This is a genomic window from Pseudomonas sp. 1912-s, assembly GCF_029269205.1.
Lineage (GTDB): Bacteria > Pseudomonadota > Gammaproteobacteria > Pseudomonadales > Pseudomonadaceae > Aquipseudomonas.
The window spans coordinates 14994-36743 of sequence record NZ_JARIXR010000017.1 but is presented as its reverse complement, the minus strand read 5'-3'; the positions used below and the strand labels follow the sequence as shown (position 1 = coordinate 36743).

The 21750-nt window shown below is 61.3% G+C and carries 22 protein-coding genes; 11 read left to right on the top strand and 11 right to left on the bottom strand.

The annotated features are described in order from the left end of the window. Window positions 1–12: 12 nt before the first annotated feature. Entirely contained in the window at window positions 13–693 is a 681-nt protein-coding gene (locus P3C29_RS20550) for a Fe2+-dependent dioxygenase (protein ID WP_169387242.1), read from the bottom strand. A gap of 3 nt (window positions 694–696) precedes the next feature. Further along, complete coding sequence (locus tag P3C29_RS20545; RefSeq protein WP_275965307.1) at window positions 697–3078, bottom strand: TonB-dependent siderophore receptor; 2382 nt, start codon at window positions 3076–3078, stop codon at window positions 697–699. Window positions 3079–3274: 196 nt separating this feature from the next. Here P3C29_RS20545 and P3C29_RS20540 point away from each other — a divergent pair, with 196 nt between their 5' ends. Both P3C29_RS20540 and P3C29_RS20535 read left to right on the top strand, forming a co-directional pair. After that, window positions 3275–3985, top strand: a complete 711-nt coding sequence (locus P3C29_RS20540; protein WP_201121555.1) for a response regulator — start codon at window positions 3275–3277, stop codon at window positions 3983–3985. Further along, window positions 3982–5373 carry an ATP-binding protein gene (locus P3C29_RS20535; RefSeq protein WP_275965306.1) on the top strand — a complete coding sequence of 464 codons (1392 nt, stop codon included), beginning with the start codon at window positions 3982–3984 and terminating at the stop codon, window positions 5371–5373. Before P3C29_RS20540 ends, P3C29_RS20535 begins: the two co-directional genes overlap by 4 nt. Window positions 5374–5494: 121 nt before the next feature. On the opposite strand, the gene P3C29_RS20530 is transcribed toward P3C29_RS20535, so the two are convergent. The 4 genes from P3C29_RS20530 to P3C29_RS20515 all read right to left on the bottom strand — a co-directional run bounded on the left by P3C29_RS20530 (window position 5495) and on the right by P3C29_RS20515 (window position 7226). Next, a complete protein-coding gene (locus P3C29_RS20530) occupies window positions 5495–5695 on the bottom strand; it encodes an SEC-C metal-binding domain-containing protein (protein ID WP_003213695.1) in 201 nt (66 codons plus the stop codon). Continuing rightward, window positions 5692–6192 (bottom strand): LEA type 2 family protein, encoded by a 501-nt coding sequence (locus tag P3C29_RS20525; RefSeq protein WP_275965305.1) that lies wholly within the window; start codon window positions 6190–6192, stop codon window positions 5692–5694. The genes P3C29_RS20530 and P3C29_RS20525 overlap by 4 nt, the downstream gene beginning before the upstream one ends. 61 nt (window positions 6193–6253) lie before the next feature. Then, the gene (locus tag P3C29_RS20520; RefSeq protein WP_010176715.1) at window positions 6254–6724 is read right to left on the bottom strand and encodes a YchJ family protein; all 471 of its coding nucleotides are present in this window, start codon (window positions 6722–6724) and stop codon (window positions 6254–6256) included. 4 nt (window positions 6725–6728) lie between these two features. Beyond that, window positions 6729–7226 carry a DUF6231 family protein gene (locus P3C29_RS20515; RefSeq protein ID WP_275965304.1) on the bottom strand — a complete coding sequence of 166 codons (498 nt, stop codon included), beginning with the start codon at window positions 7224–7226 and terminating at the stop codon, window positions 6729–6731. A 180-nt stretch (window positions 7227–7406) separates the two neighbouring features. Here P3C29_RS20515 and P3C29_RS20510 point away from each other — a divergent pair, with 180 nt between their 5' ends. The 3 genes from P3C29_RS20510 (at window position 7407) to P3C29_RS20500 (ending at window position 9275) form a co-directional block, all read left to right on the top strand. Then, the gene (locus P3C29_RS20510; RefSeq protein WP_010176713.1) at window positions 7407–8102 is read left to right on the top strand and encodes an OmpA family protein; all 696 of its coding nucleotides are present in this window, start codon (window positions 7407–7409) and stop codon (window positions 8100–8102) included. A gap of 128 nt (window positions 8103–8230) precedes the next feature. Further along, window positions 8231–8524, top strand: coding sequence for a DUF1145 domain-containing protein (locus P3C29_RS20505; RefSeq protein ID WP_010176712.1), 294 nt, complete (start codon window positions 8231–8233; stop codon window positions 8522–8524). Further along, the gene (locus P3C29_RS20500) at window positions 8517–9275 is read left to right on the top strand and encodes a hypothetical protein (RefSeq protein WP_010176711.1); all 759 of its coding nucleotides are present in this window, start codon (window positions 8517–8519) and stop codon (window positions 9273–9275) included. The genes P3C29_RS20505 and P3C29_RS20500 overlap by 8 nt, the downstream gene beginning before the upstream one ends. Before the next feature lie 48 nt (window positions 9276–9323). On the opposite strand, the gene P3C29_RS20495 is transcribed toward P3C29_RS20500, so the two are convergent. Next, window positions 9324–9788 (bottom strand): CopD family protein, encoded by a 465-nt coding sequence (locus tag P3C29_RS20495; protein WP_010176710.1) that lies wholly within the window; start codon window positions 9786–9788, stop codon window positions 9324–9326. Between the two features lie 99 nt (window positions 9789–9887). Between P3C29_RS20495 and dinG the strand changes: the two genes are divergently transcribed. The 6 genes from dinG to P3C29_RS20465 all read left to right on the top strand — a co-directional run bounded on the left by dinG (window position 9888) and on the right by P3C29_RS20465 (window position 18425). Then, entirely contained in the window at window positions 9888–12032 is a 2145-nt protein-coding gene (gene dinG, locus P3C29_RS20490) for an ATP-dependent DNA helicase DinG (protein WP_010176709.1), read from the top strand. Window positions 12033–12127: 95 nt separating this feature from the next. Further along, on the top strand, window positions 12128–14455 hold the full coding sequence (locus P3C29_RS20485) for a beta-galactosidase (protein ID WP_275965303.1): 2328 nt from the start codon (window positions 12128–12130) through the stop codon (window positions 14453–14455). Window positions 14456–14547: 92 nt separating this feature from the next. After that, on the top strand, window positions 14548–15693 hold the full coding sequence (locus P3C29_RS20480; protein ID WP_169387257.1) for a serine hydrolase domain-containing protein: 1146 nt from the start codon (window positions 14548–14550) through the stop codon (window positions 15691–15693). 142 nt (window positions 15694–15835) lie between these two features. Continuing rightward, window positions 15836–17005 carry an OmpA family protein gene (locus P3C29_RS20475; RefSeq protein WP_029616159.1) on the top strand — a complete coding sequence of 390 codons (1170 nt, stop codon included), beginning with the start codon at window positions 15836–15838 and terminating at the stop codon, window positions 17003–17005. Window positions 17006–17032: 27 nt separating this feature from the next. Beyond that, window positions 17033–17680 (top strand): pyridoxamine 5'-phosphate oxidase, encoded by a 648-nt coding sequence (gene pdxH, locus P3C29_RS20470; protein ID WP_201121549.1) that lies wholly within the window; start codon window positions 17033–17035, stop codon window positions 17678–17680. A 280-nt stretch (window positions 17681–17960) separates the two neighbouring features. Further along, window positions 17961–18425, top strand: coding sequence for a glycine zipper 2TM domain-containing protein (locus P3C29_RS20465; protein WP_010176704.1), 465 nt, complete (start codon window positions 17961–17963; stop codon window positions 18423–18425). A gap of 77 nt (window positions 18426–18502) precedes the next feature. On the opposite strand, the gene P3C29_RS20460 is transcribed toward P3C29_RS20465, so the two are convergent. The 4 genes from P3C29_RS20460 to nhaA all read right to left on the bottom strand — a co-directional run bounded on the left by P3C29_RS20460 (window position 18503) and on the right by nhaA (window position 21663). Continuing rightward, window positions 18503–18832, bottom strand: a complete 330-nt coding sequence (locus tag P3C29_RS20460; RefSeq protein ID WP_275965302.1) for a hypothetical protein — start codon at window positions 18830–18832, stop codon at window positions 18503–18505. 21 nt (window positions 18833–18853) lie between these two features. Next, window positions 18854–19099 (bottom strand): pyocin S6 family toxin immunity protein, encoded by a 246-nt coding sequence (locus P3C29_RS20455; protein ID WP_201121547.1) that lies wholly within the window; start codon window positions 19097–19099, stop codon window positions 18854–18856. Between the two features lie 14 nt (window positions 19100–19113). Beyond that, window positions 19114–20319 carry an S-type pyocin domain-containing protein gene (locus tag P3C29_RS20450; RefSeq protein WP_275965301.1) on the bottom strand — a complete coding sequence of 402 codons (1206 nt, stop codon included), beginning with the start codon at window positions 20317–20319 and terminating at the stop codon, window positions 19114–19116. Window positions 20320–20475: 156 nt separating this feature from the next. Then, window positions 20476–21663 (bottom strand): Na+/H+ antiporter NhaA, encoded by a 1188-nt coding sequence (gene nhaA / locus P3C29_RS20445; RefSeq protein ID WP_010176701.1) that lies wholly within the window; start codon window positions 21661–21663, stop codon window positions 20476–20478. Window positions 21664–21750 lie beyond the last annotated feature (87 nt).

Sequence of the window (21750 nt, the reverse complement as noted above, 5' to 3'; positions counted from 1 at the left end):
GAAGGCGGCGCATCAGACATCGCTCCAGCGCCGCAAAAGGTTGTGATAGGCGCCGCTCAGTTGCAGCAGAGCGTGGTCGTCGGCGTGTTGCGCGGTGAGGCGTTGAATGGCCACGTCCATGTCCAGCAGCAGTTGGCGCTGGCTGTCTTCGCGCACCAGGCTTTCGATCCAGAAGAAACTGGCGATGCGCTCGCCCCGGGTGACCGGGTTGATCTTGTGCAGGCTGCTGCCGGGATACATCAGCAAGTGCCCGGCGGGCAGCTTCACCGCGTGTTCGCCGAAGGTGTCGCGAATCACCAGTTCACCACCGTCATAGCTGGCCGGGTCGGCCAGGAACAAGGTGGCGGAAATGTCGGTGCGTACGCGCTCGCGCACGCCCTTGAGGCCGCGAATGGCATTGTCGATATGCCAGTCGAAGGCCTCGCCGCCGCTGTAGCGGTTGAACAACGGCGGGTAGATTTTCTTCGGCAGGGCGGCGGACATGAACAGCGCGTTGTCCGACAGCCGCGACAGAATCTGCTCACCCAGGCGAATCGCCACCGGAGCGTCTTCCGGCAACTGCCGGTTATTTTTCGCCATGGCCGAGCGCTGCCCGGCGGTGACTTTGCCGTCGACCCACGGCTGATGGAGCAAGGTGGCGACGGCCACCTCGACTTCATCGGCGCTCAACAGCGCCGGGATTTCGATCAGCACGGCTTAAAACTCATAGTCGACGCTGGCCGTGAGTGTGCGCCCGGCGCCCGGAATGCCGTAGAGCTGGAAGCCGTCCAGGGACGCGCCGATCTGGCTGTAGTAGAACGTGTTAAACACGTTGTTGAGGTTGAGGTTGACCGTGGTTTGCTTGGTTACTTTGTATTGCGCGGCCACGTTGTTGAGCCAGTAGCCGGGGGCCTTTTCGTGGTCGCGGGTGTAGATCGCGTAGACGCCGGACGGGCCGTTGGCGTAGCTGCTGTTGTTGTTCAGGCCGCCGACGTATTTGTTGTCGCTGTAGCGGCGGCGTCCTACGTATTGCGCGCCGTAGCTCAGGCTCAGGTCGTCGGTGACGGCGTAGGTGGTCCACAGGTTGGCGGTCAGGTCGGGAACGTTCTTGGCTTCCTCGCCTTTGTTGGCGCCCTTGGTCTGGGTGCTTTTGAGCGCCGAGAACCCGCTGTACACCGTCCAGCGCGGGGTGATATTGCCTTGCAGGCCCAGTTCCACGCCGTCTACGCGTTTGGCCGGGAGGGCGCGGACCGGGGCGGTTTCGCCGTCCTGGTATTCCCAGGAGTTGTCCAGTTCGGTGCGGAAGATCGCGGCGGTGACGTTCAGCAGGTCGTGGGCAATGTCCCACTTGGTGCCGATTTCGTAGGTTTTCGACTTGGCCGGGGTGTAGTTGCTGGTGCTGGCGGCGCCGTAGATCTGGTTGTTGGTCGATGCGCCCAGGGCCGACGGTTGTGCCGCTTCGCTGTAGGACACGTAGATGCTGCCGTTAGGCAGAGGCTTGTACACCGCGCCGACCCGTCCGCTCACGGCACCGTCGGTGCTGTCGACGGATGCCTGGCCACGCTGGGTGGTCTTGGCCTGCCAGTTGTCGTAGCGCAGGGAGCCAAGCACCTGCCACTGTTCGTTCAGGGTGATGGTGTCACCCAGGTAGATGCCGGCGTTGTCGATCACCGAACGCGGCTGGCCTTCGCCCTTGGTCACGGTGGTGCTGGCGAAGCTGTGGTTCGGGTCGTTCATGTCGAAGAACAGATCGCCGGCCGGGACTTCGGCGTTGCGTTTCAGGCCGCCGTAGGTCTCGTGATAGAACTCAAGCCCGCTGACCACCGCGTGTTCCAGGCCGCCGGTGTTGAGCTTGAAGGCGAAGTCGGTCTGGTTGTCGAGGATGGTGTAGCGCGTCGACTGGCCGAAGTCGCTGCCCCGCAGAATGCCGTAGGCGGTGTTACCGCTGTTGGTGTATCCCGGGTAGGCATTTACCGTGCTGCCGGGCACTTGGCTGATCGGTCCTACGCCGGTGTAGCCCAAGGTCGCACAGCGCGTGCCGGTGCAGGTTTTCTGGCCATTGGCGTTGGCGGCAAAGAAGCGTGCCGGTGAAAGTACCGCGAAATTGTCGGTGCGCTCCCACTTGGTCTGGTTTTTCAGGGTCGCTTCGTTCCAGTCGAAATCATGTTCGAAGCGGGTGGTCAGCGAAGTGGTTTTGGTTTGCTGGGTGTACAGGTGTGAGTCGCCATACCAGTTGGAGCGCTTCACGCCGGGCATGCGGTCGCCATCGGTGCCGCGCTGGATCGGCACGCCGCCGTCCGGGGTGTTGTCGTCCTTCTGGTAGAAGGTGTCGATAAACAGGCGCGTGTCGGTGCCCAGGCCCAAGCCGAGGGACGTCGCGATGCCCCAGCGGTCGTAGTCCACGTCGTCGCGTTCGGCCACTTGGTTGTAGTGTTTCATCAGGTTGATGCGCAGGGCGGTGGTGTCGTTCAACTGCTTGTTGAAATCGCCCGTGAGGCGGCGGTAGCTGTCGGTGCCGATGCCGGCGGAGAGTTTGTTGGCATCCCCCAGGTGGGCTTCTTTACTCACCAGGTTGACGCTGCCGCCTACGGCGGAAACGCCGGATTCGATCGAGCCAGTACCCTTGAACACTTCCGCCTGTTGCAGGTTGAAGGTGTCGGTGCGGGTCGATTGGCCGGCATCGCGCACGCCGTCGACGGTCAGGCTCTGCTCCGAAGAAAACCCGCGAATCGAAAACAGGTCACCCCAGCCCAGGTTGCCTTCGCCGGACATGAAGGTAATGCCCGGCACGTTGCGCAACACTTCCTGCAAGGTTTGCGCGTTCTGCTCCTTGAGCACCTGCTGCGGGACGATGGTCACGCTTTGCGGAGCGTCCAGCAGCGGCTGGCTGATTTTTGCCGAGGTCACCCGGTCGACCTTGAAGGTGGAGGTGGCTTCACCGTCGACCTTGATTTCCGGCAGGCTCAGCACCGAATCGTTGGACGCTGCCACCGGCGCATCGGCCCAGGCGGTGGGAGAAAGGCTGCCGGCGGCAAGCAGGCCGAACATCGGCGCAAGGGTCGAGGGCAGCGACAAGGCGCGAGGGGAAGGCAATGGCATTCGGAGTGACCTAGGCTAAATTACAATTAATCTCATTTAGATTCGGTAGTCTAAAGACCGATACCGGCCGCCACGCCGTGGCTTTGTAATGTGGATGCGCGATTACCGCTTCCCACAACATTCCATTACATTTGCGCGTACGCCTGGCTGACGTTTCGGCTATCTCCTGCCTTTTGAGTTTCGGACGAGTTGCCCCATGGCCAAGCAAGACCACCTGTTGATCGTTGATGACGACCCGCAAATCCGCCAGCTGTTGTGTGACTACCTGAGTGACGCCGGCTTCCAGGTGTCCACCGCTGGCGACGGCAAGGAAATGCGCCGCCGCCTGGCGCTGAATGTCATTGACCTGATCGTGCTCGACCTGATGCTGCCCGGCGAAGACGGCCTGAGTTTGTGCCGCGAATTGCGGGTGAGCTCCAACACGCCGGTGATCATGCTCACCGCCAAGGGCACGCTGATCGACCGGATTGTCGGCCTGGAAATCGGCGCCGACGATTACTTGCCCAAGCCGTTCGACCCGCGGGAGTTGCTGGTGCGGATCAAGGTGGTGCTGCGCCGGGTGCAGAGTTTTCCGGACCGGGCGCGGCTGGATGAAGCACCGAGCATCAGCTTCGCCGGCTGGCAACTGGACACCCGGGCACGCCAACTGCTCTCGCCGGAAGGTGTGGTGGTGAGCCTTGGCAACTCCGATTACCGGGTATTGCGCCTGCTGTTGCAGCACCCCAACCGGCCGCTGAGCCGCGACTTTTTGCTCAACCACGTGTTCGACAAGGACAGCACGCCGTTCGACCGCTCGATTGATGTGTGCGTCAGCCGCCTGCGCTCGCAATTGCCGGCTGGGCTGATCAAGACCGTGCGCAACGAGGGTTACATGCTCACCGCCGACGACGTGGTGCTGCAATCGTGAAACTGCTGCCGCGTTCGCTGTTTGGCCGGCTGGTGCTGATCCTGGTCAGCGGCATGCTCGCGGCCCAGGCGCTCACCAGCAGCATCTGGTACGACATGCGCCACGGCCAGGTGCTGGAAATCCCCAGCCGGCTGATCGCCACACGCCTGGCGGACGTGGTGCGGCTGGTGCACAGCGATCCGGCGCAGGCTGATCTACTGATCAAGATGCTCGATACACCGCGTTTTCGCCTGACGCTCAGTGATCAGGCCAGTGATGTGCCGAGCCGCATCAGCGACAGCGACCAGTCCACCGAGCGTCTGCTGAATAAAGTGCTCTCGGAGAAGACCGGCTACACGCAGAACCTGCATTTGTTGAGCCTCAAGTTGCTGGACGCCAAAGGCCGGCACGCGGGGCTTTCGACCTTGCTCGGTTCCAAACCGGTGGTGGGACAGTTCCTGATTGACCTGCGTTTGCCGGACGGGCGCTGGTTGCAGGTGGAGGCCACCGAAGAGCAGGGCTGGACCAGTACTTCGCCGATGGACCTGTTATTCGACTACGTGATGCGTATTTATCTGCTGCGGGTCGTGGTGCTGGTGATCATCGCCCTGGTGGCCGTTCGTCTGGCCATTCGCCCGCTGAATGCGTTGGCCAAGGCGGCTGAAGCGCTAGGCCGGGACATTCAACGGCCACCGCTGGCCGTCGACGGCCCCACCGAAGTGCGCCGCGCCGCCCAGGCGTTCAATGCCATGCAGCAGCGGCTGATCGCCAACATCGCCGAGCGCACGCGCTTCCTGGCGGCGATTTCCCACGACCTGCGCTCTCCCATCACACGCCTGCGCTTACGCACGGAAATGCTCGACGACAACCGCACCAAGGAGCGTTTTCGCAGCGACCTGGAAGAAATGGAACACATGGTGTCCAGCACCCTGGATTTTGTCAGCAGCGGCGAAATCAACGAGAAACGCCAGAACATCGACATCAACGCCTTGCTGCAAAGCTTGCAGGCAGACCTTCAGGATGTGGGTGAGACGGTGACGATAGAAGGGCGGGCCAAACAGCCGCTGCCGGGGTACGCCCGCAGCCTCAAGCGTTGCGTGCAGAACCTGCTGGAGAACGCAGTACGTTATGGCAGCGAAGTGGTGGTGCGGGTTGAGGACAAGGCGGACAGCTTAAGGATTGTGATCAGCGACCGTGGGCCCGGGATTCCCCAGGAACAGCTGGAGCAGGTGATGGAGCCGTTTTACCGGGTGGAAGGCTCGCGCAATGTGGAAACCGGCGGCTACGGGCTGGGGTTGAGCATCGCGCATACGATTGCCAGTGCCCATGACGGGCGGTTGAGCTTGAGCAATCGGGAAGGCGGGGGATTGGAGGTGGTGTTGCAGTTTCAGCGCAAAACTCTAGGTTGAAATACGGTCAAAATGTGGGAGCTGGCTTGCCTGCGATAGCGGTGTTTCAGTCACACCAATGTTGTCTGAAAGATTGCTATCGCAGGCAAGCCAGCTCCCACACTGACCAGTGTTCAGGGTATCAAGCCCCGTGGCACTTCTTGAATTTCTTCTCGCTGCCGCACGGGCAAGGATCGTTGCGACCCACGTCCTTCAACGTGTTGCGCACCGGCTCCTGGTGAGCGTGGCCGCAGTTCGGGCCGTGGACATGGCCGTGGTCGTGATCATGGTGATCGTGATCGTGGTTGCAGTCAGGACCATGGACATGGGGTTGCTGAGTCATTGATGTCGCTCCGGAATAAAATCGCCGGGCATTATCTCGCCATTGCGCAGCACCTGCACGTCGTTCCCGATAAATAAACCGGTTTTCAACTCGCCTTCAAGACGATAGGGAACGGGCTCCCGTGGGTTTTTCAACATATCGACCACATCGCGGATTTGTGGCCACAGGTTGGTACGCACCGAAACCCGGAAAAACGCGTGGCTGTGGGGCGGTACGGTCAGCCATTCATTGGACTCGCCCTCGGTCAGCACCATCGTGCCCAGGCTGACCTTGTACACCAGGCCGCGCACGGTCAAATCGTTGTCGTCGCGGTTATCCACGCGAAAGTACAGCTTGAACTTCTGCTCCAGCAACTTGACCCGCACCGGGTCGACCTTGACCAGCCGGACCTCCGGGGCAGGCGCGTCGTCGGCAAACCAGGACGCGCAGCCGGAAAGCCCTAGCATCAACGCCAGCAGAAGGCTGTAAGTCCTGAATACCCGCGCCTGAGAAACCATGCCGTTACTCCGTATGAAGAGTCAGCATAGCAAGCGCGAGCCTACCGGGTATCAATGAATGTCAGAGGTAGCTGGAACAGCACTTCTTGAATTTCTGCCCGCTGCCGCACAGGCAGGCGTCATTGCGTCCGGCCTTCACGTCCACTGTCGGGTCGATGAAGTACCAGTGTTCATTGTTCTGTACGAACGATGAGCGCTCGCGGTGGCTGTGTTCGCCAGTGCTGTCATGCCAGCGTGCGGTAAAGGTCACAAAGGCGTGTTCCGGCTGGCCGCCGAACACTTCGGAGCTTTCCACCGTCAGGCCCAGCCAGGTGCTTTGGGCGCTCCAGGCACCGATGGCGGCCGTGTCCAGCCCGGCTTGTTGCGCAGGTAACGTGGTGGCCACCAGGTAGTCCACCAGGCCCAGCACATAGGCGCTGTAGCGCGAACGCATCAATGCTTCGGCGCAAGGAGCCGGGTGGCCGGCGTGATAATGGCCGCAGCAGGCATCCAGCAGGTTGCCACTGCCGCAGGGGCAAATGGATGTACTCATCGGGTTACCACCAATACTTGCCAAAGTTTTGCGGGTTGGCCCAGAAGCGGGCGTTCAGCCAATCCGGCACCTGTTTATAGTCAAGCAGATCATAGGTAAACAGTGTCAAAACCTGCTCTTCGCGCTGGAAACGCTCGCTGGCTTGCAGGGCCAGGGAAAAGAAGTCGGTGTCCTTCCAGTTGCAGGCGGCCAGGTCCACCAGCGCTGCAATGCGGCTGGCATTGAGGTTGCGAATGCCCCCCAGCAGGGTCAGGCCCGCAGGTTTTGACAGGTGTTCCAGGCAATCGACCACCAGCGCCAGGTCAAAACGCTGGGCGGCGAGGTCGGCGGGCAAGGGACCGGGCTCGGCGAAGGACACCACGGTATCCGGGTGGGCCTCCTTGAACGCATCCAACGCCGGGAACTGGCTGGCACCCAATAAAAGCAGGCGTTTTGGCGCGTGTAGATCAAGCAGCGCGGCGAGCGCTTGCTGGGGTGTACGGGCAGAAATACCGGCGGTCATCGAAGATCCTCACATCAGGACCGTAGAGACTAGCCTGCCTGAGCGTGCGGGCCTAGAGCGGGCGGCGAGAATAAACAGCCGGGCCCAATGAATACAGGGGTGTGACACGCTGGCGCAGATGAAAAGAGCCGTCTTTACTCCACTCGTCGGCCCCCGCCGATCCCCTCAGGAGAAAGTCAGATGAGCATCATGCGGACAGCTCTACCCTTGGTTCTGCTAACCGGAGTATTGACAGGTTGCGCAGGCTTGCAAAAAACCGACTGGCCCACCTGCGCCGCGGTTGGCGGTGTGACCGGTGCTGCCATCGGCGCGACTGAAAGCTCTGCCTATGCGGGCTATGGCGCGTTGCTGATCGGCGGCATGGCCGGCGCCTATTGCTGGGTGCACGGCGACGGTGACGAAGACGGCGACGGCGTGCCGGACAGCCGCGACAAGTGCCCGGGTACGCCAAAAGGCGTGCAGGTGGATGCCAATGGCTGCCCACCGGTTCCGGTAGCCGTGGTTCAAGAAGAAGTGGTGGTGGTCAAGGAAGAGACCATCGTGATTCGTGACGTGCACTTCGAGTTCGACTCCGCCAAGCTGACGGCCGCCGATAAAACCAAGCTCGACACCATCGCCACCCGCCTGAAAAAAGAGGCCCCGAGTGCGCAACTGCGAGTCAGCGGGCATACCGACAGCGTCGGGAAAGACGCCTACAACCAGAAACTCTCTGAACGACGCGCTCACTCGGTAACCGACTATCTGGTCAGTTCCGGCATCCCGCGCAGCAGTTTTGTCTCGGTGACCGGCGCCGGTGAAAGCCATCCGGTGGCGGACAACAAAACCGCTGACGGCCGCGCGCTGAACCGTCGCGTGGAAATTCAGATCAACCGCTGACAGAGCCTCAAGGCCCCCGTGGGATCCACGGGGGCCCCTTCATCAATTTTTTAATCCTTCACTGGCACAACGCCTGTAGAAGTCGTTACTGTGCGCCCAAAGAATAATGTGCAAGGGGAGCGTGCGGGATGAAGGTGTTTTGGGGGCTGGGGAAGTTTTTGACGTTGCTGTTCTGGGTCGTGGTGGTGGTCAATCTGTTCTCGCCGCTGATCAACCCGTTCCACCTGTTGGTCAATCTGGCCGGCAGCCTGTTGCTGTTGACCCACCTTCTTGAATTGCTGCTGTTCAACGGCAGCGTGAAAAATCGTGCCCATCCCTGGCGTGACCGCTTGCAGATCCTGCTGGTGGGTATGTTCCATGTGCAGAGCCTTTCGGCGCCGGCACCGGTTAATGATGTAAACAAGGAGGCCAATCATGCGTAAGGTTTTTCTGTTGGCCCTGTTGGTCAGCCCCATTGCCCTGGCCCAGAGCGTCAGCGTTGACACCAATTCGTTGATGCGCCTGCCGAACAGCAGCAGCGTGTTGCAATTGGAGCGGCTGGAGGTGGCGGATTACGGCACCCTGCTGATCCCTTCAAATATCACCCAGGTGACGGTGGATGAGCTGCACCTGGGCCGCGAAGCTCGTATCGCCATCGTGCCCGGCAGCACCGCCCTGCAACTGCAGGTGCGCCAGGCGCAGCTGGAGCATGGCAGTCAGATCACCTCGCGTGGTGCGCCCGGTACCCATGAACGTCCGGCCAAGGCTGGGCGTGACTTGGTGTTGCGCATCAATTCGCTGACGGCCGATGAGCTGTCGGTGGATGCCCGCGGCGGCGCGGGCGCCCAGGGTTATGCCGGACTGGACGGTGCCAACGGCGAAGACCCGGGTTGCACCTGGGGTTCGGCCGGGCGCGGTGCCAATGGCGACAACGGTGGCGACGGGCTACCGGGCGCAGCGGGTGCGCAGGTTCGAGTGGAATTGCCGCAGGACTTCCCGGGGGAAAAGATCAAGGTCTGGGTGGACGGCGGTGCCGGTGGTTTGGCGGGCACGGCGGGCAAGCCGGGTAAAGGCGGGCAGTCCAAGGGTTGCCTGGTGTACCGCGCCGATGGCGGCGAGAAAGGCCGGGCCGGGTTGGAAGGTCAGCCGGGGCCGGCGGGGCCTGCGGGTGCTGTGACTGTTCAACGGCTTTAATGCTTTACCTGTGGCGAGGGAGCCCCTCGCCACAGGGTATGGGGTGCCCTAGAACATCGGCCGCGCCGAAGCAATCGCCACCAGCACCAACCCCACCATCAAGTTAATCCCCACCAACCGGCGAATCTGCCCCAGCGCCGCCGCTCCGGCCGGCCAATCCTCAGCCGCCACCGCCGTGCGCAACTCAGGCAACTTCAACGCCTGGATCCGGATAAACAGCGCCGTCATCACCACATACAACCCCATCATGACCTGCACATAACGCGGCGCGGTCTCAAACCCGCTGAAGCGCAGTTGCAGCAGGCCGACACCGCTGATCGGCAATACCAGCACCGCGACCCAGACCCACACAAAAAAACGTTGAAACACATTCACCCAGAGTTTCAGCCGGGCAGGCCCGTCCAGCGCGGCCATGGCGGCGGGGCGCAGGATCATCCAGGCGAAAAACATACCGCCGACCCAGATCAGGGCGGCCAGTACATGCAGGGTATAAGCGAGGCTAAACACGGTCATTGGGGTACTCCGTTCTGCGCGGGATTAATTAGCGGGGTATGATAGCGGCCGATCCGAACCACTGAAAATTTATCCAGCGTTTTTTGCGCCCGACTATCCATGATCAGCACTGAACTCAAAACCACGATCCAGGGCGCCTACTCGCGTTTTCTCGAAGCCAAGAGCTTGAAACCGCGATACGGCCAGCGCCTGATGATCGCCGAAGTGGCCAAGGTCCTCGGGGATATCGACACCGACGACGAAGGCCGGCGCAGTGGCGACCCAGCGGTGGTGGCCGTCGAGGCCGGCACCGGTACCGGGAAAACCGTGGCCTACAGCCTGGCGGCGATTCCTACTGCCAAGGCCGCCGGCAAGCGCCTGGTGATTGCCACCGCCACCGTCGCCCTGCAAGAGCAGATCGTCTACAAAGACCTGCCCGACCTGATGCGCAACAGTGGCCTGAATTTCACCTTCGCCCTGGCCAAGGGCCGTGGGCGCTACATGTGCCTGTCCAAGCTCGACGTGCTGTTGCAGGAAGGCCACGCGCAAACCGCCACGGCGTCGCTGTTCGAAGAAGAAGGCTTCAAGATCGAAGTCGATGAGGTCAGTCAGAAGCTGTTTACCAGCATGATCGAGAAACTGGCGGGTAATAAATGGGACGGCGACCGCGACAGCTGGCCCAACGCCCTGGAAGACGCCGACTGGGCGCGCCTGACCACCGATCACAGCCAGTGCACCAACCGTCATTGCCCCAACTTCGGCCAGTGCGCCTTCTACAAGGCTCGGGAAGGCATGGGTAAGGTCGATGTTATTGTCACCAACCATGACATGGTCCTCGCCGACCTGGCCCTGGGCGGCGGTGCTGTCTTGCCCGACCCCCGCGACACCCTTTACGTATTCGACGAAGGCCATCACCTGCCTGACAAGGCCATCGGCCACTTCGCCCACTACACGCGGCTGCGTTCCACCGCCGACTGGCTGGAAACCACCGCCAAGAACCTCACCAAGTTGCTTGCCCAGCACCCGCTGCCGGGCGACCTGGGCAAGTTGATCGAGCAGGTGCCGGAGCTGGCGCGGGAGATCAAGACCCAGCAGCAATTCATGTTCAGCGCCTGCGAGCAGGTGGCAGACTTCAAGCCCGGCGAAGACGTGGAAGGCCGCGAGCGGCCGCGTCATCGTTTCGTCGGCGGGCTGATTCCCGAGCACATGCGCGAGATGGGCATTGAGCTGAAGAAGGGCTTTTCGCGCCTGACCGACCTGTTCACCCGTCTCACCGATTTGCTCAAGGAAGGCATGGACGGCGAGGTCAACATCGGCATCGCCAGCAACCAGGCCGAAGAATGGTACCCGCTGTTTGGCAGCCTGTTGTCCCGGTCCCAGGGCAACTGGGAGCTGTGGACGGCCTTTACCGTCGAAGACCCGGAAGACAACCCGCCCATGGCTCGCTGGCTGACCTTGTCGGAAAGCGGTGCATTGTTTGATATCGAGGTCAACGCCAGCCCGATCCTGGCGGCGGAAATGCTCCGACGCAACCTGTGGAACGTGGCCTACGGCGCCCTGGTCACCTCGGCTACGCTGACCGCCCTGGGCACCTTCGACCGCTTCCGCATGCGCGCCGGGCTGCCGAAAAAGGCCGTCACCGCCGTGGTGCCGAGCCCGTTCCATCACGCCGACGCCGGTGTGCTGCGGGTGCCGGACCTCAAGGCCGACCCGCGTGATGCGCCGGCCCACACGGCGGCGATCATTCGCGACCTGCCGTCGCTGGTGGAAGGTTCCCGGGGCACGCTGGTGCTGTTCTCGTCCCGCAAACAGATGCAGGACGTGTTCGACGGCCTCGACCGTGACTGGCGCAAGCAGGTGTTTATCCAGGGCAACCTGTCGAAACAGGAAACCCTGAACAAGCACAAGGCGCGGGTGGATGGCGGCGACTCCAGCGTGCTGTTCGGCCTGGCCAGTTTCGCCGAGGGTGTGGACTTACCGGGCGCCTACTGTGAGCACGTGGTGATCGCCAAGATCCCGTTCTCGGTGCCGGATGATCCGGTGGAGGCCGCGCTGGCCGAGTGGATCGAGGCCCGGGGCGGCAATCCGTTCATGGAAATCTCGGTGCCGGACGCTTCCCTGAAGCTGGTCCAGGCCTGCGGGCGCCTGCTGCGTACCGAAGAAGATCGCGGCACCATCACCTTGCTTGACCGGCGGCTGGTCACCCAGCGCTACGGCAAAGCTATCCTGAATGCTTTGCCGCCGTTCCGGCGGGAAATTTCATAAGCCACCGTGGGCGAAATCGCCCACTTCGTGGTCTATCTCACCATTGCTTCACGTCATCAGGCCAGTCATCGGCCGTTTGGGAGAACCTTGTTCACATGATTCGCACGCTGCCCGCTGTTTTTGCCTTGTTGTTTGCCGCGCCCTTGCTGGCTGCGCCTGCGGGGCAACAAACGTTGTTCAACTTTGTACGGCCCGCTGATGTGGTGAAGGTAGCGACCCAGGACGCCAGCCTGCCGCAGTACAACGCCGAACAAACCCCTGAAGGCGAAGTGCTGCGCCGTATTACCTTCAACCCGGCGGCCGAGCCGAGCCTGGTGCTCAGCCCGCAGACCGGTGCCTGGGACTGGTCGCAATCCGGCGCCATGAGCTTGCGCATTCAGAGTGCGATGGACTGGGCGTTGACCCTGTACGTCAAGGTGCAGAGCAATGACGGCCGGACGCTGTTCAGCCGTATCGACCTGCCCGCAGGCCCGGCGCAGACACTGCTGATTCCGCTGCAAGCCAACTCGCCCCTGAGCCAGGGCATGAAGGCCGGCCCGCCCATGCCGGTCACCGTCGATGGCCAGCGCGTATTGCTGGCCAGCAGTGAAGGGGAGATCGACCGCAGCCAGGTCGTGTCGGTAACCCTGTCGATGATCAAGCCCAATGTCGCCCAAAGCATTTTGTTGGAGCGCTTCGGCGTGCAGGACATCGAGCCGGTGCTCAAGGCCACCTACAGTGATCTGGTGGATGCCTACGGGCAGTCCACCCGCGCCAGATGGCCGGAGAAAGTCAGCAGTGACGACCAGTTGAGGGCCGCAGCGGTCAAGGAACAGCAACAGCTCAAGGGCTGGCTGGCCGAGCGTGACAAAGCCTCCCTGGACAAATTCGGCGGCTGGAACAAAGGCCCGGCCTTCGATGCCAGCGGCTTCTTCCGCACCGAGAAGCGCGACGGGCGCTGGTACCTGGTGACGCCGGAAGGCCATCCGTTCTACTCCCTGGGCGTCAACACCGTGGCCCCGGACAACAGCCAGACTTACGTGGCAGGTCGCGAATGGATGTTTGCCGCGTTGCCCAAGGCCGGTGAACCCTTTGATAAGTACTACGGCAGCGGTGATAACCGTGGCGGCAATGGTGCCGATCAGGGCCGCAGCTTTAATGTCGGCCGCTGGTACGATTTTTACGGCGCCAACCTGCAGCGCACGTTTGCCCAGCCCTGTGTGCCCCCGGCGCCTTGCGCCCCGGAAGGCTTCGACCAGAAACGTTGGGTGACCCATGCCCTGGATCGCCTGCAAGCCTGGGGTTTCAACACCGTGGGCAACTGGAGTGCGCCGCAGTTGGCGACCGCTGATCGCGTGCCTTACACCTTGCCGCTGTCGATCGTTGGCGACTACGCGAGCATCAGCACCGGCACCGATTGGTGGGGCGGCATGCCCGACCCGTTCGACCCGCGTTTCGCCATGGCCACCGAGCGTGCGGTGGCGATTGCCGCCCGTGACCATCGCGATGACCCGTGGCTGATCGGTTTCTTCGCCGACAACGAGCTGGCCTGGGCCGGTCCCGGTGATGATCCGAAGTCCCGCTACGCCTTGGCCTATGGCACGTTGCGCATGACCACCGACGTTCCGGCCAAGCGCGCGTTTCTCAAGCAGTTGCGCGACAAGTACCGCAACCAGGCCGGCCTGTCGAAGGCCTGGGGCATTGACCTGCCTGCCTGGGAGCTGATGGAAGACCCGGGCTTTGTGCCGCCCATGCCGAACCCCGAACATCCGGAAATCGAAGCAGACTTCAAATACTTCCAGAAGACCTTCGCCGATGCCTACTTCAAGACCATCTCCGACTCGCTGAAATGGCATGCGCCCAACCAGCTGTTGCTGGGTGGCCGTTACGCTGTCAGCACACCGGAGGCGGTGGCGTCCTGCGCGCAATATTGCGACGTGCTGAGTTTCAACATGTATACCCTCAAGCCCCAGGATGGCTACGACTTCGCGGCGCTGCGGGCGTTGGACAAGCCGGTGCTGATCACCGAGTTCAACTTCGGCTCGGCGGACCGTGGTCCGTTCTGGGGCGGCGTGACGCAGTTGGCCAGGGAGGAGGATCGCGGGGCTGCGTACGCCAACTTTCTCAAGCAGGCCATGGCCGAGCCATCGATTGTTGGCGTGCATTGGTTCCAGTACCTCGACCAGCCGGTAACCGGCCGTCTGCTGGACGGCGAAAACGGCCACTTCGGCCTGGTGGGCATCACCGATGTGCCGTTTCAGGGCTTCGTTGACAGTGTTCGTAAAAGTAACCTGGCGGCCGTCGACCAGTTGGGCAAGGAGGCCGAAAAGGCCAAGGCGGCCAGCGTGGTCCATACCGGAGAAGGCGGTAAACCGGGGCATGACGGCGATGCGGCAGGGCCGGGTGCAGGGCGCTCCGGCGGGCATTCGGGCAAGGGCCATTGATCGGTCCTGATCGACGAGTGCGGGTTCACAAATCACTCAATGGCTGGAACAATGTTGGCCACTTTTTGCGGTACTTTTCCGAGGGGGCTTAGGTGCAGATTCAGGGTCATTACGAGCTTCAATTCGAAGCGGTGCGTGAAGCCTTCGCCGCGCTGTTCGACGACCCTCAGGAGCGCGGCGCCGCGCTGTGCATTCAGATCGGCGGCGAAACCGTCGTCGACCTGTGGGCCGGTACCGCCGACAAGGACGGTGCCGAGGCCTGGCACAGCGACACCATCGCCAACCTGTTCTCCTGCACCAAGACGTTTACAGCCGTCACGGCGCTGCAACTGGTGGCCGAAGGCAAGTTGCAGCTGGATGCACCGGTCGCCAGATACTGGCCGGAATTCGCGGCAGCCGGCAAAGAGGCCATCACCCTGCGCCATCTGCTCTGCCACCAGGCCGGGCTGCCTGCCCTGCGTGAGACACTGCCCGCCGAGGCGCTGTACGACTGGCAAATGATGGTCGACGCCCTTGCGGCCGAAGCGCCGTGGTGGAAGCTCGGGGAAGGCCATGGCTATGCGGCGATTACCTACGGCTGGCTGGTGGGCGAATTGCTTCGTCGCGCCGACGGTCGTGGCCCGGGCGAGTCCATCGTGGCTCGGGTGGCGCGGCCATTGGGCCTGGACTTTCACGTGGGTCTGGCCGATGAAGAGTTTTATCGAGTTGCCCATATAGCCCGGGGCAAGGGCAATGTAGGCGATGAGGCGGCACAACGTTTACTTCAAGTAACGATGCGTGAGCCGACGGCGATGACTACCCGTGCATTTACCAATCCACCGTCTATTCTGACCAGCACTAATAAACCCGAATGGCGGCGTATGCAGCAGCCAGCGGCAAATGGTCACGGTAATGCGCGAAGTCTGGCGGGTTTTTATAGTGGGCTGCTCGACGGTAGTTTGCTGGAAGCCGATATGCTTGAAGAGTTGACCCGCGAACACAGTATTGGCCCGGATAAAACCTTATTGACACAAACCCGCTTTGGCCTGGGCTGCATGTTGGATCAACCGCACGTGCCAAACGCCACGTTCGGCCTTGGGCCCCGGGCCTTTGGGCATCCCGGGGCCGGTGGTTCGGTGGGGTTTGCCGACCCGGAACATGATGTAGCCTTTGGTTTTGTGACCAATACATTGGGGCCTTATGTACTTATGGACCCGCGGGCGCAAAAGTTGGTAAGAATATTGGCCGGTTGTCTGTAAATAGCTTGCTGTCTTGCGTTTTTTTGTTACAAAGACACCTACAAAAAGACGCTAGGCGAAATGTTGTAACTTTAATGTTCCAGAAGCGTCTGTTTAACGGGTCATTCAGGCCCCTGATTTTTTCTCATTTTGTGGATATCTCATGTTATCGAACAAGTCCTTGGCACTGGCGCTATGCCTCACTATTACTGGCTGTGCACAAACCCCACAAAATGATGCCGAAGGTGGGCATTGGTGGTCATTTGGCTCCGATAAGGCTGCTACCAAGGACGCAGTGAGCCAAGCCGACACCAAACCGGATGCCAAACCTGCCGTTGCTGCCAAGGCGCCTGCGCCGGTAGCACCTGCCGCTGCAGCACCTGCTCAGGCCCCGGCCCCGGTTGCCAAGGCGGATACCGGCTCCAGCTGGTGGCCGTTCTCGTCGAAAGCCGACGATGCCAAGGCTGACCTGAAAGCCGACCTCAAGGCCGCAACGCCTGCGTCCGGCGCACCGGCTGCCGCACCGGCTGCTGCACCTGCGGTTGCCAAGACAGATACCGATACCAAGTGGTGGTGGCCGTTTGAAAGCAAGCCAAAGCCATTGGCCAAGGTCGACGTCGCCAACATCCCGATGCCTGATCCAAAAATCACCCAGGCCTGGCTGGACGATTACGAGCCGCGCCTGCGCCTCGCGATCAAGGACAGCAACCTGCAACTGGAACGTCGCGACAACGTATTGGTGGTGATTGCCCCGGTCGACGGTTCCTACAACCCGAAACGCCCGGCGATGTTGCTGCCGGTAACCCTGGGTCCATTCACCCGCGTTGCCAAGGCGGTTGAAGGCGATCCGAAGACCGCCGTACTGGTGCTGGGCCACGTCGATACCTCGGGTGCCGAGCCAGTGAGCCAGGCCCTGACCAAGGAGCGTGCGCAGTCCATCGCCTCGATCTTCAGCCTCAGCGGCCTGAAGCAGGACCGCCTGATGCTGCGTGGCATGGGCGACCTGATGCCACGTGCCGCCAACGACAGCACCCAGGGCCGGGCCCTGAACCGTCGCATGGAAATCATGTTCACCCAGCGCACCACCATGCTGGCCCTGCTGAGCAAGTACAACTCGGCCAACCCGCCGAAGGCTGAAATGGTGGCTGTGCAGGACGTTCCTGCTCCAGCAGTTGCTCCGGTCAAAAAAGCCGCGCCGGCGAAAAAACCGGTCGCCAAGAAAGCCGCTGCCAAGCCAGCGGCCAAAAAGGCCCCGGCCAAGCCAGCTGCTAAAAAGCCAGCACCGGCCAAGGCCGCTGCTCCAGCCGCTTCGAACGACCAGGCAAAAAACTGATTATTTGAGCAAGAAGGATAAAGCCGCATGACCCAGGCACTGGCCGATATGCGCCGTGACTACACACGGGACGGTTTGAGCGAGGCCCAGGCCCCGGACGAACCGTTTGCCTTGTTCCACCAGTGGTTCAGCGACGCGGTGAAAACCGAACAGCCACCGGTGGAGGCCAATGCCATGACCCTGGCAACGGTCGACCAGGACGGTCGCCCCCATTGCCGGATCCTGCTGCTCAAGGGTCTGGATGCACAGGGCTTTACCTTCTTCACCAACTATCAGAGTGCCAAGGGCGAACAGCTCGCGGCGCGCCCGTTTGCCGCCATGACCTTCTTCTGGCCGACCCTGGAGCGCCAGGTGCGTATCGAGGGCCGGGTGGTCAAGGTCACGCCTGAGGAATCGGACGCTTACTTCCAGGTCCGCCCCCTGGGCAGCCGCCTGGGCGCCTGGGCTTCACCGCAGAGCCGGGTGATCCGGGACCGCGAAGAGTTACAGGACCTGCTCAAGGCCACTGAGCAACGTTTCAGTGATACCCAGCCCGACTGCCCCGAGCATTGGGGCGGATATCGCCTGCTGCCGGAGCGCATCGAGTTCTGGCAAGGCCGCGCGAGTCGTTTGCACGACCGCTTGAACTACCGCTTGCAGGGTGCCGACTGGTCCCGTGAGCGGCTGGCGCCCTGAGCCCACCTTTCGTCACCTCGCCTGAATGCAGCGCTGCACGCCGGAGTCTCTAGTCAGAGGCTTTGGAGGTGTAACGCTGCGCCGCGTTTTCAGCCATTCGCTACAATGATGAAACAGTCCATGAAGATCCCGATGGCGGTGAGGTTTATACCGTTCGTCGAGTTTTTCGGTACAGGCAGACTGTACTAAGGCTGAATGAAAACAATTTTCTGCCCGGCATGGCGTGACAGGCAGCAAGCCGCAGCGGTTTAATGATTACCTGTCCTTTGGAGTTGATGCTATGCGTAAGTCTGTTTTACTGGTTGCCTGCTTTACCACCTTGTCGTTGCTGCTGGGTGGCTGCGCCTCGAGTCTGACCGGCGACTCGTACTCCCGTGACGAAGCACGTCGCGTGCAAACTGTTCGCATGGGCACCATCGAATCCCTGCGTCCGGTGAAAATCGAAGGCACCAAGACCCCAATCGGCGGCGTGGCTGGCGCAGTGGTTGGTGGTGTTGGCGGCAGCGCTATCGGTGGTGGCCGTGGCAGCATCGTCACCGGCGTGATCGGTGCCGTTGCCGGTGGCTTGCTGGGTTCCGCTGCAGAAGAGGGCCTGACCCGCACCCAAGGCGTTGAAGTCACCGTTCGTGAAGACGACGGCAGCATGCGCGCCTACGTCCAGGCCGTTGACCCGAACGAAGTCTTCCGCATCGGCGACCGCGTTCGCATCATGACCGTGAACGGGACCAGCCGCGTTACTCGTTAAGAGTAAGGTCGCAGGAACAGAAAAACCCCAACCGGGTGACCGGTTGGGGTTTTTTGTTGGGCGTATGTCTTGCCAGATCAGGTGAACATCTGGATATCGTCAAGCGTGTCTTGGACGGCACCACTCAGAAACGGTGATTTTGTTTTTGCTTGTTGCAGTGCTGGCGAAATTTTCGCCATGTCCAGCTCACCGAAGCGCCGCGCGATGTGGCCTATCGCAATGATGGCAGCTGACGCGATGTTCTCGTCATCATTGCTCACATACCGGAGGCAGGTTTTTTGTGCCCACGTAGCGTCTGTCTCGTTAAGGCCAATGGATATAAGGGCTTCTGTGATCTTGTTATGGTCGTTGGTGGCTAGAAGGCTTATAGCTTCATCGTGGCTCAAAGACGGGTCGTGATAAATCAAGGCATACCTTTGGTTGTACCGTTATGCGCGTACCCCGATGAAGTATTCCAAGTCATCGGGGAGGTTGATGTTAAGCAACACCGCCAATTGCGTTATCTGACTTTTTGTCAGCTCCAGCTCACCTGGAGCCAGGTTTTCCAGAGGCTTTGACTCTGTGAGTTGGGCAGCAGCCTGATTGAGTTCGGCTCCTTCTATATCGAATTCGTATTGCAACGAATCATCCTGTTTTTCGTCAGGGTAGAAGCCGGTAATTGTTAAATGGGTCATGAATCGTATTCTCGCTATTGTCGAGTAGTCGTTCTGCCTGGCTTTGCTGGGCCAGTCTGCTCGCCCGTTATATGGTTGAACTCTCCTAGGTGTATCGCAAATCTGTCAAATTTTTCCACGGCGTTGCTTTTATAGTCCCATTCGTAGATTTTCCCTTTCCTATCGACCCACCTTGCTCTCTTTTTTCCTCCACCTTGAACGGATGATTTAGGTTTAACCCTTGCTGCGTCGGGAAAGGCTGGAAGTGTGTTAGGGGCCTCATAGTAGCCATGGTCCCCTGGTCTAACGCTGACCACCACGTAGAGCGGCCGAACCCCCGAGTCCGCCGGAAACACCAGAATGAAATCCCTGTATTCCGGCGGGTAGATCGGGTCAACGATGATGCTGGCGGCCTTCTCCGTCGGCGGATACACCCAGATTTGCGGTGCCTGCGGCGCAGCTTCCAAAGCAGGGATACCAAGTGTGTCGGCCGGATCGATGGCAGGCGTCCAGATCAGCTCAATCCCGTCGCCCAAGTCTGCGACCTGATGTGTGCCTCGCAGCCCAAACTGCACGACATCGATCATTTCCCAGTCGCGATTTTCCCCTGTGTAGAAGGCGTATCCCTTGAGGGTGCCGTTAGCTAATTGCTCGACGTGCAGGCGAACCCGTGTACGCGCTCGTGGCATTGAGCGCAGTTGACGGTCGCTGTAGAGCGCGCTGTCGCCCAAGCTGGAGGGCCAGATAAGTGCTGCAACCCCAAGCATCAGGCCAGCGGCGACTGTCCCAGCACCGGCTGCGACGCTTGATGCCCCGCCTATCGCGGAACCGCCCAATGCCAATGTGCCGAGCCCTGCCGGGAGTGCGCTGCCGCTGATCTTCTTGAGCGGCAGCAGCCCCTCACTGTCCGTTTCACGGCCACCGAGCAGCACGTGCTCGCCATAGTCCCCTATGCGATCAAGCGGTATGTAGCCGGACGGATTGTTGTAGTCGATGAGGGCGTCGGGCAGGTCGCAGGACTTGGCGAACACGCATCCAACCCTGGGCAGTGGCGTTGGCGGCGACTCCACTTTGCGTCTGGCCTCGTAGGCCTCCTGTCGGGCAAGCATGGCTTCGTAGGCTCGCTGCCTGGCCTCTCGATCAGCCAACTCGCGCTCGTTCATGTTATCGAGCTTTCGGTAGCCCCCCGTGCCGGTCCCGTAGCATCGCCAGACCTGGGGTATGTCCTTGTTGTTTGCCATCGTGCCCTCCTGGCGTGTTGCATAACTACGTCCGACGGTGGAGCCGGGAGCACGACGTTATGGCAAGCAGCGGAGGGTGGATGTAGGACGGTTCTGTGAGATGGCGCCGAATGGGCCTAGAGGAGGTTGGAGCCGGCAAGCCGGCTCCAAAAGCGGTTACGCCTGAACGAGTACCTGCTTGCGACTGGCCATCGCCGTCACTGCATACCCGATCAACGCCGCCAAGATCGAGCCGGTCAGGATGCCCATCCGGTCCATGCCGGCGTATTCACTGCTGCCCGGTACAAACGCCAGGGAGCCGACAAACAGGCTCATGGTGAAGCCGATGCCGCACAGGATCGCGACGCCCAACACCTGGCCCCAGTTGGCACCGGCGGGCAGCGCTGCAACGCCGGTCTTGACCATGACCCAGGCGAAACCCATCACGCCAACGGTCTTGCCCAGCAGCAGGCCGGCGGCGATGCCCAGGGGCACGTGGTGGGTGAAGCTTTCCAGGTTGACGCCGGTCAGTGAGACGCCGGCATTGGCAAAGGCAAACAGCGGCAGGATCGCATAGGCCACCCAAGGGTGCAGCGCGTGCTCCAGGGTCAACAGCGGCGAAGGTTCGGCGTTTTTCGTGCGCAACGGGATGCAGAACGCCAGGGTCACGCCGGCCAGGGTGGCGTGCACACCACTCTTGAGCACACAGACCCACAGGATCAGCCCGATAATCATGTAGGGCCCCAGCTTGACTACGCCGAGCCGGTTCATCGCAATCAACGCGATCAGGCACGCCGCGGCACCGGCCAATGAGGCCCCGGACAGGTCGGCGGAGTAGAAGAGGGCGATCACGATGATTGCACCCAGGTCATCGATGATGGCCAGGGTCATCAGGAACAGCTTCAGTGACACCGGCACGCGCTTGCCCAGCAAGGCCAATACGCCCAGGGCGAAGGCAATGTCAGTGGCCATGGGAATCGCCCAGCCACCGAGGGCGGCGGGGTTGTCCTTGTTCAGCGCCCAGTAGATCAGGGCCGGCACCACCATGCCGCCGATGGCTGCCGCGCCCGGCAGTACCACTTGCGAGGGTTTGGACAGTTGGCCGTCGAGCACCTCGCGTTTGACCTCAAGGCCGATCAACAGGAAGAACAGGGCCATCAGCCCGTCGTTGATCCACAGCAGCGCCGGCTTGGCGATTTTCAACGCGCCAATTTGCGCGACCACGGGAACGTCGAGAAAGCTCGCGTACCAGTGCGACAGCGGTGAGTTGTTGATGATCAGCGCCAAAGCGGCGGCAGCGATCAGGAGCAGACCGCTGGCGGCTTCCAGCTGGAAGAATCGGGTGAAAGTGCTACGCAGAGGCAAGGGATGCTCTCCAATCAAAGTTCAATAGGTGGGTACCCTAACCCGTACCGTTAGTTGTTAAAACAAAAGTTATATTCTTATTTGTTA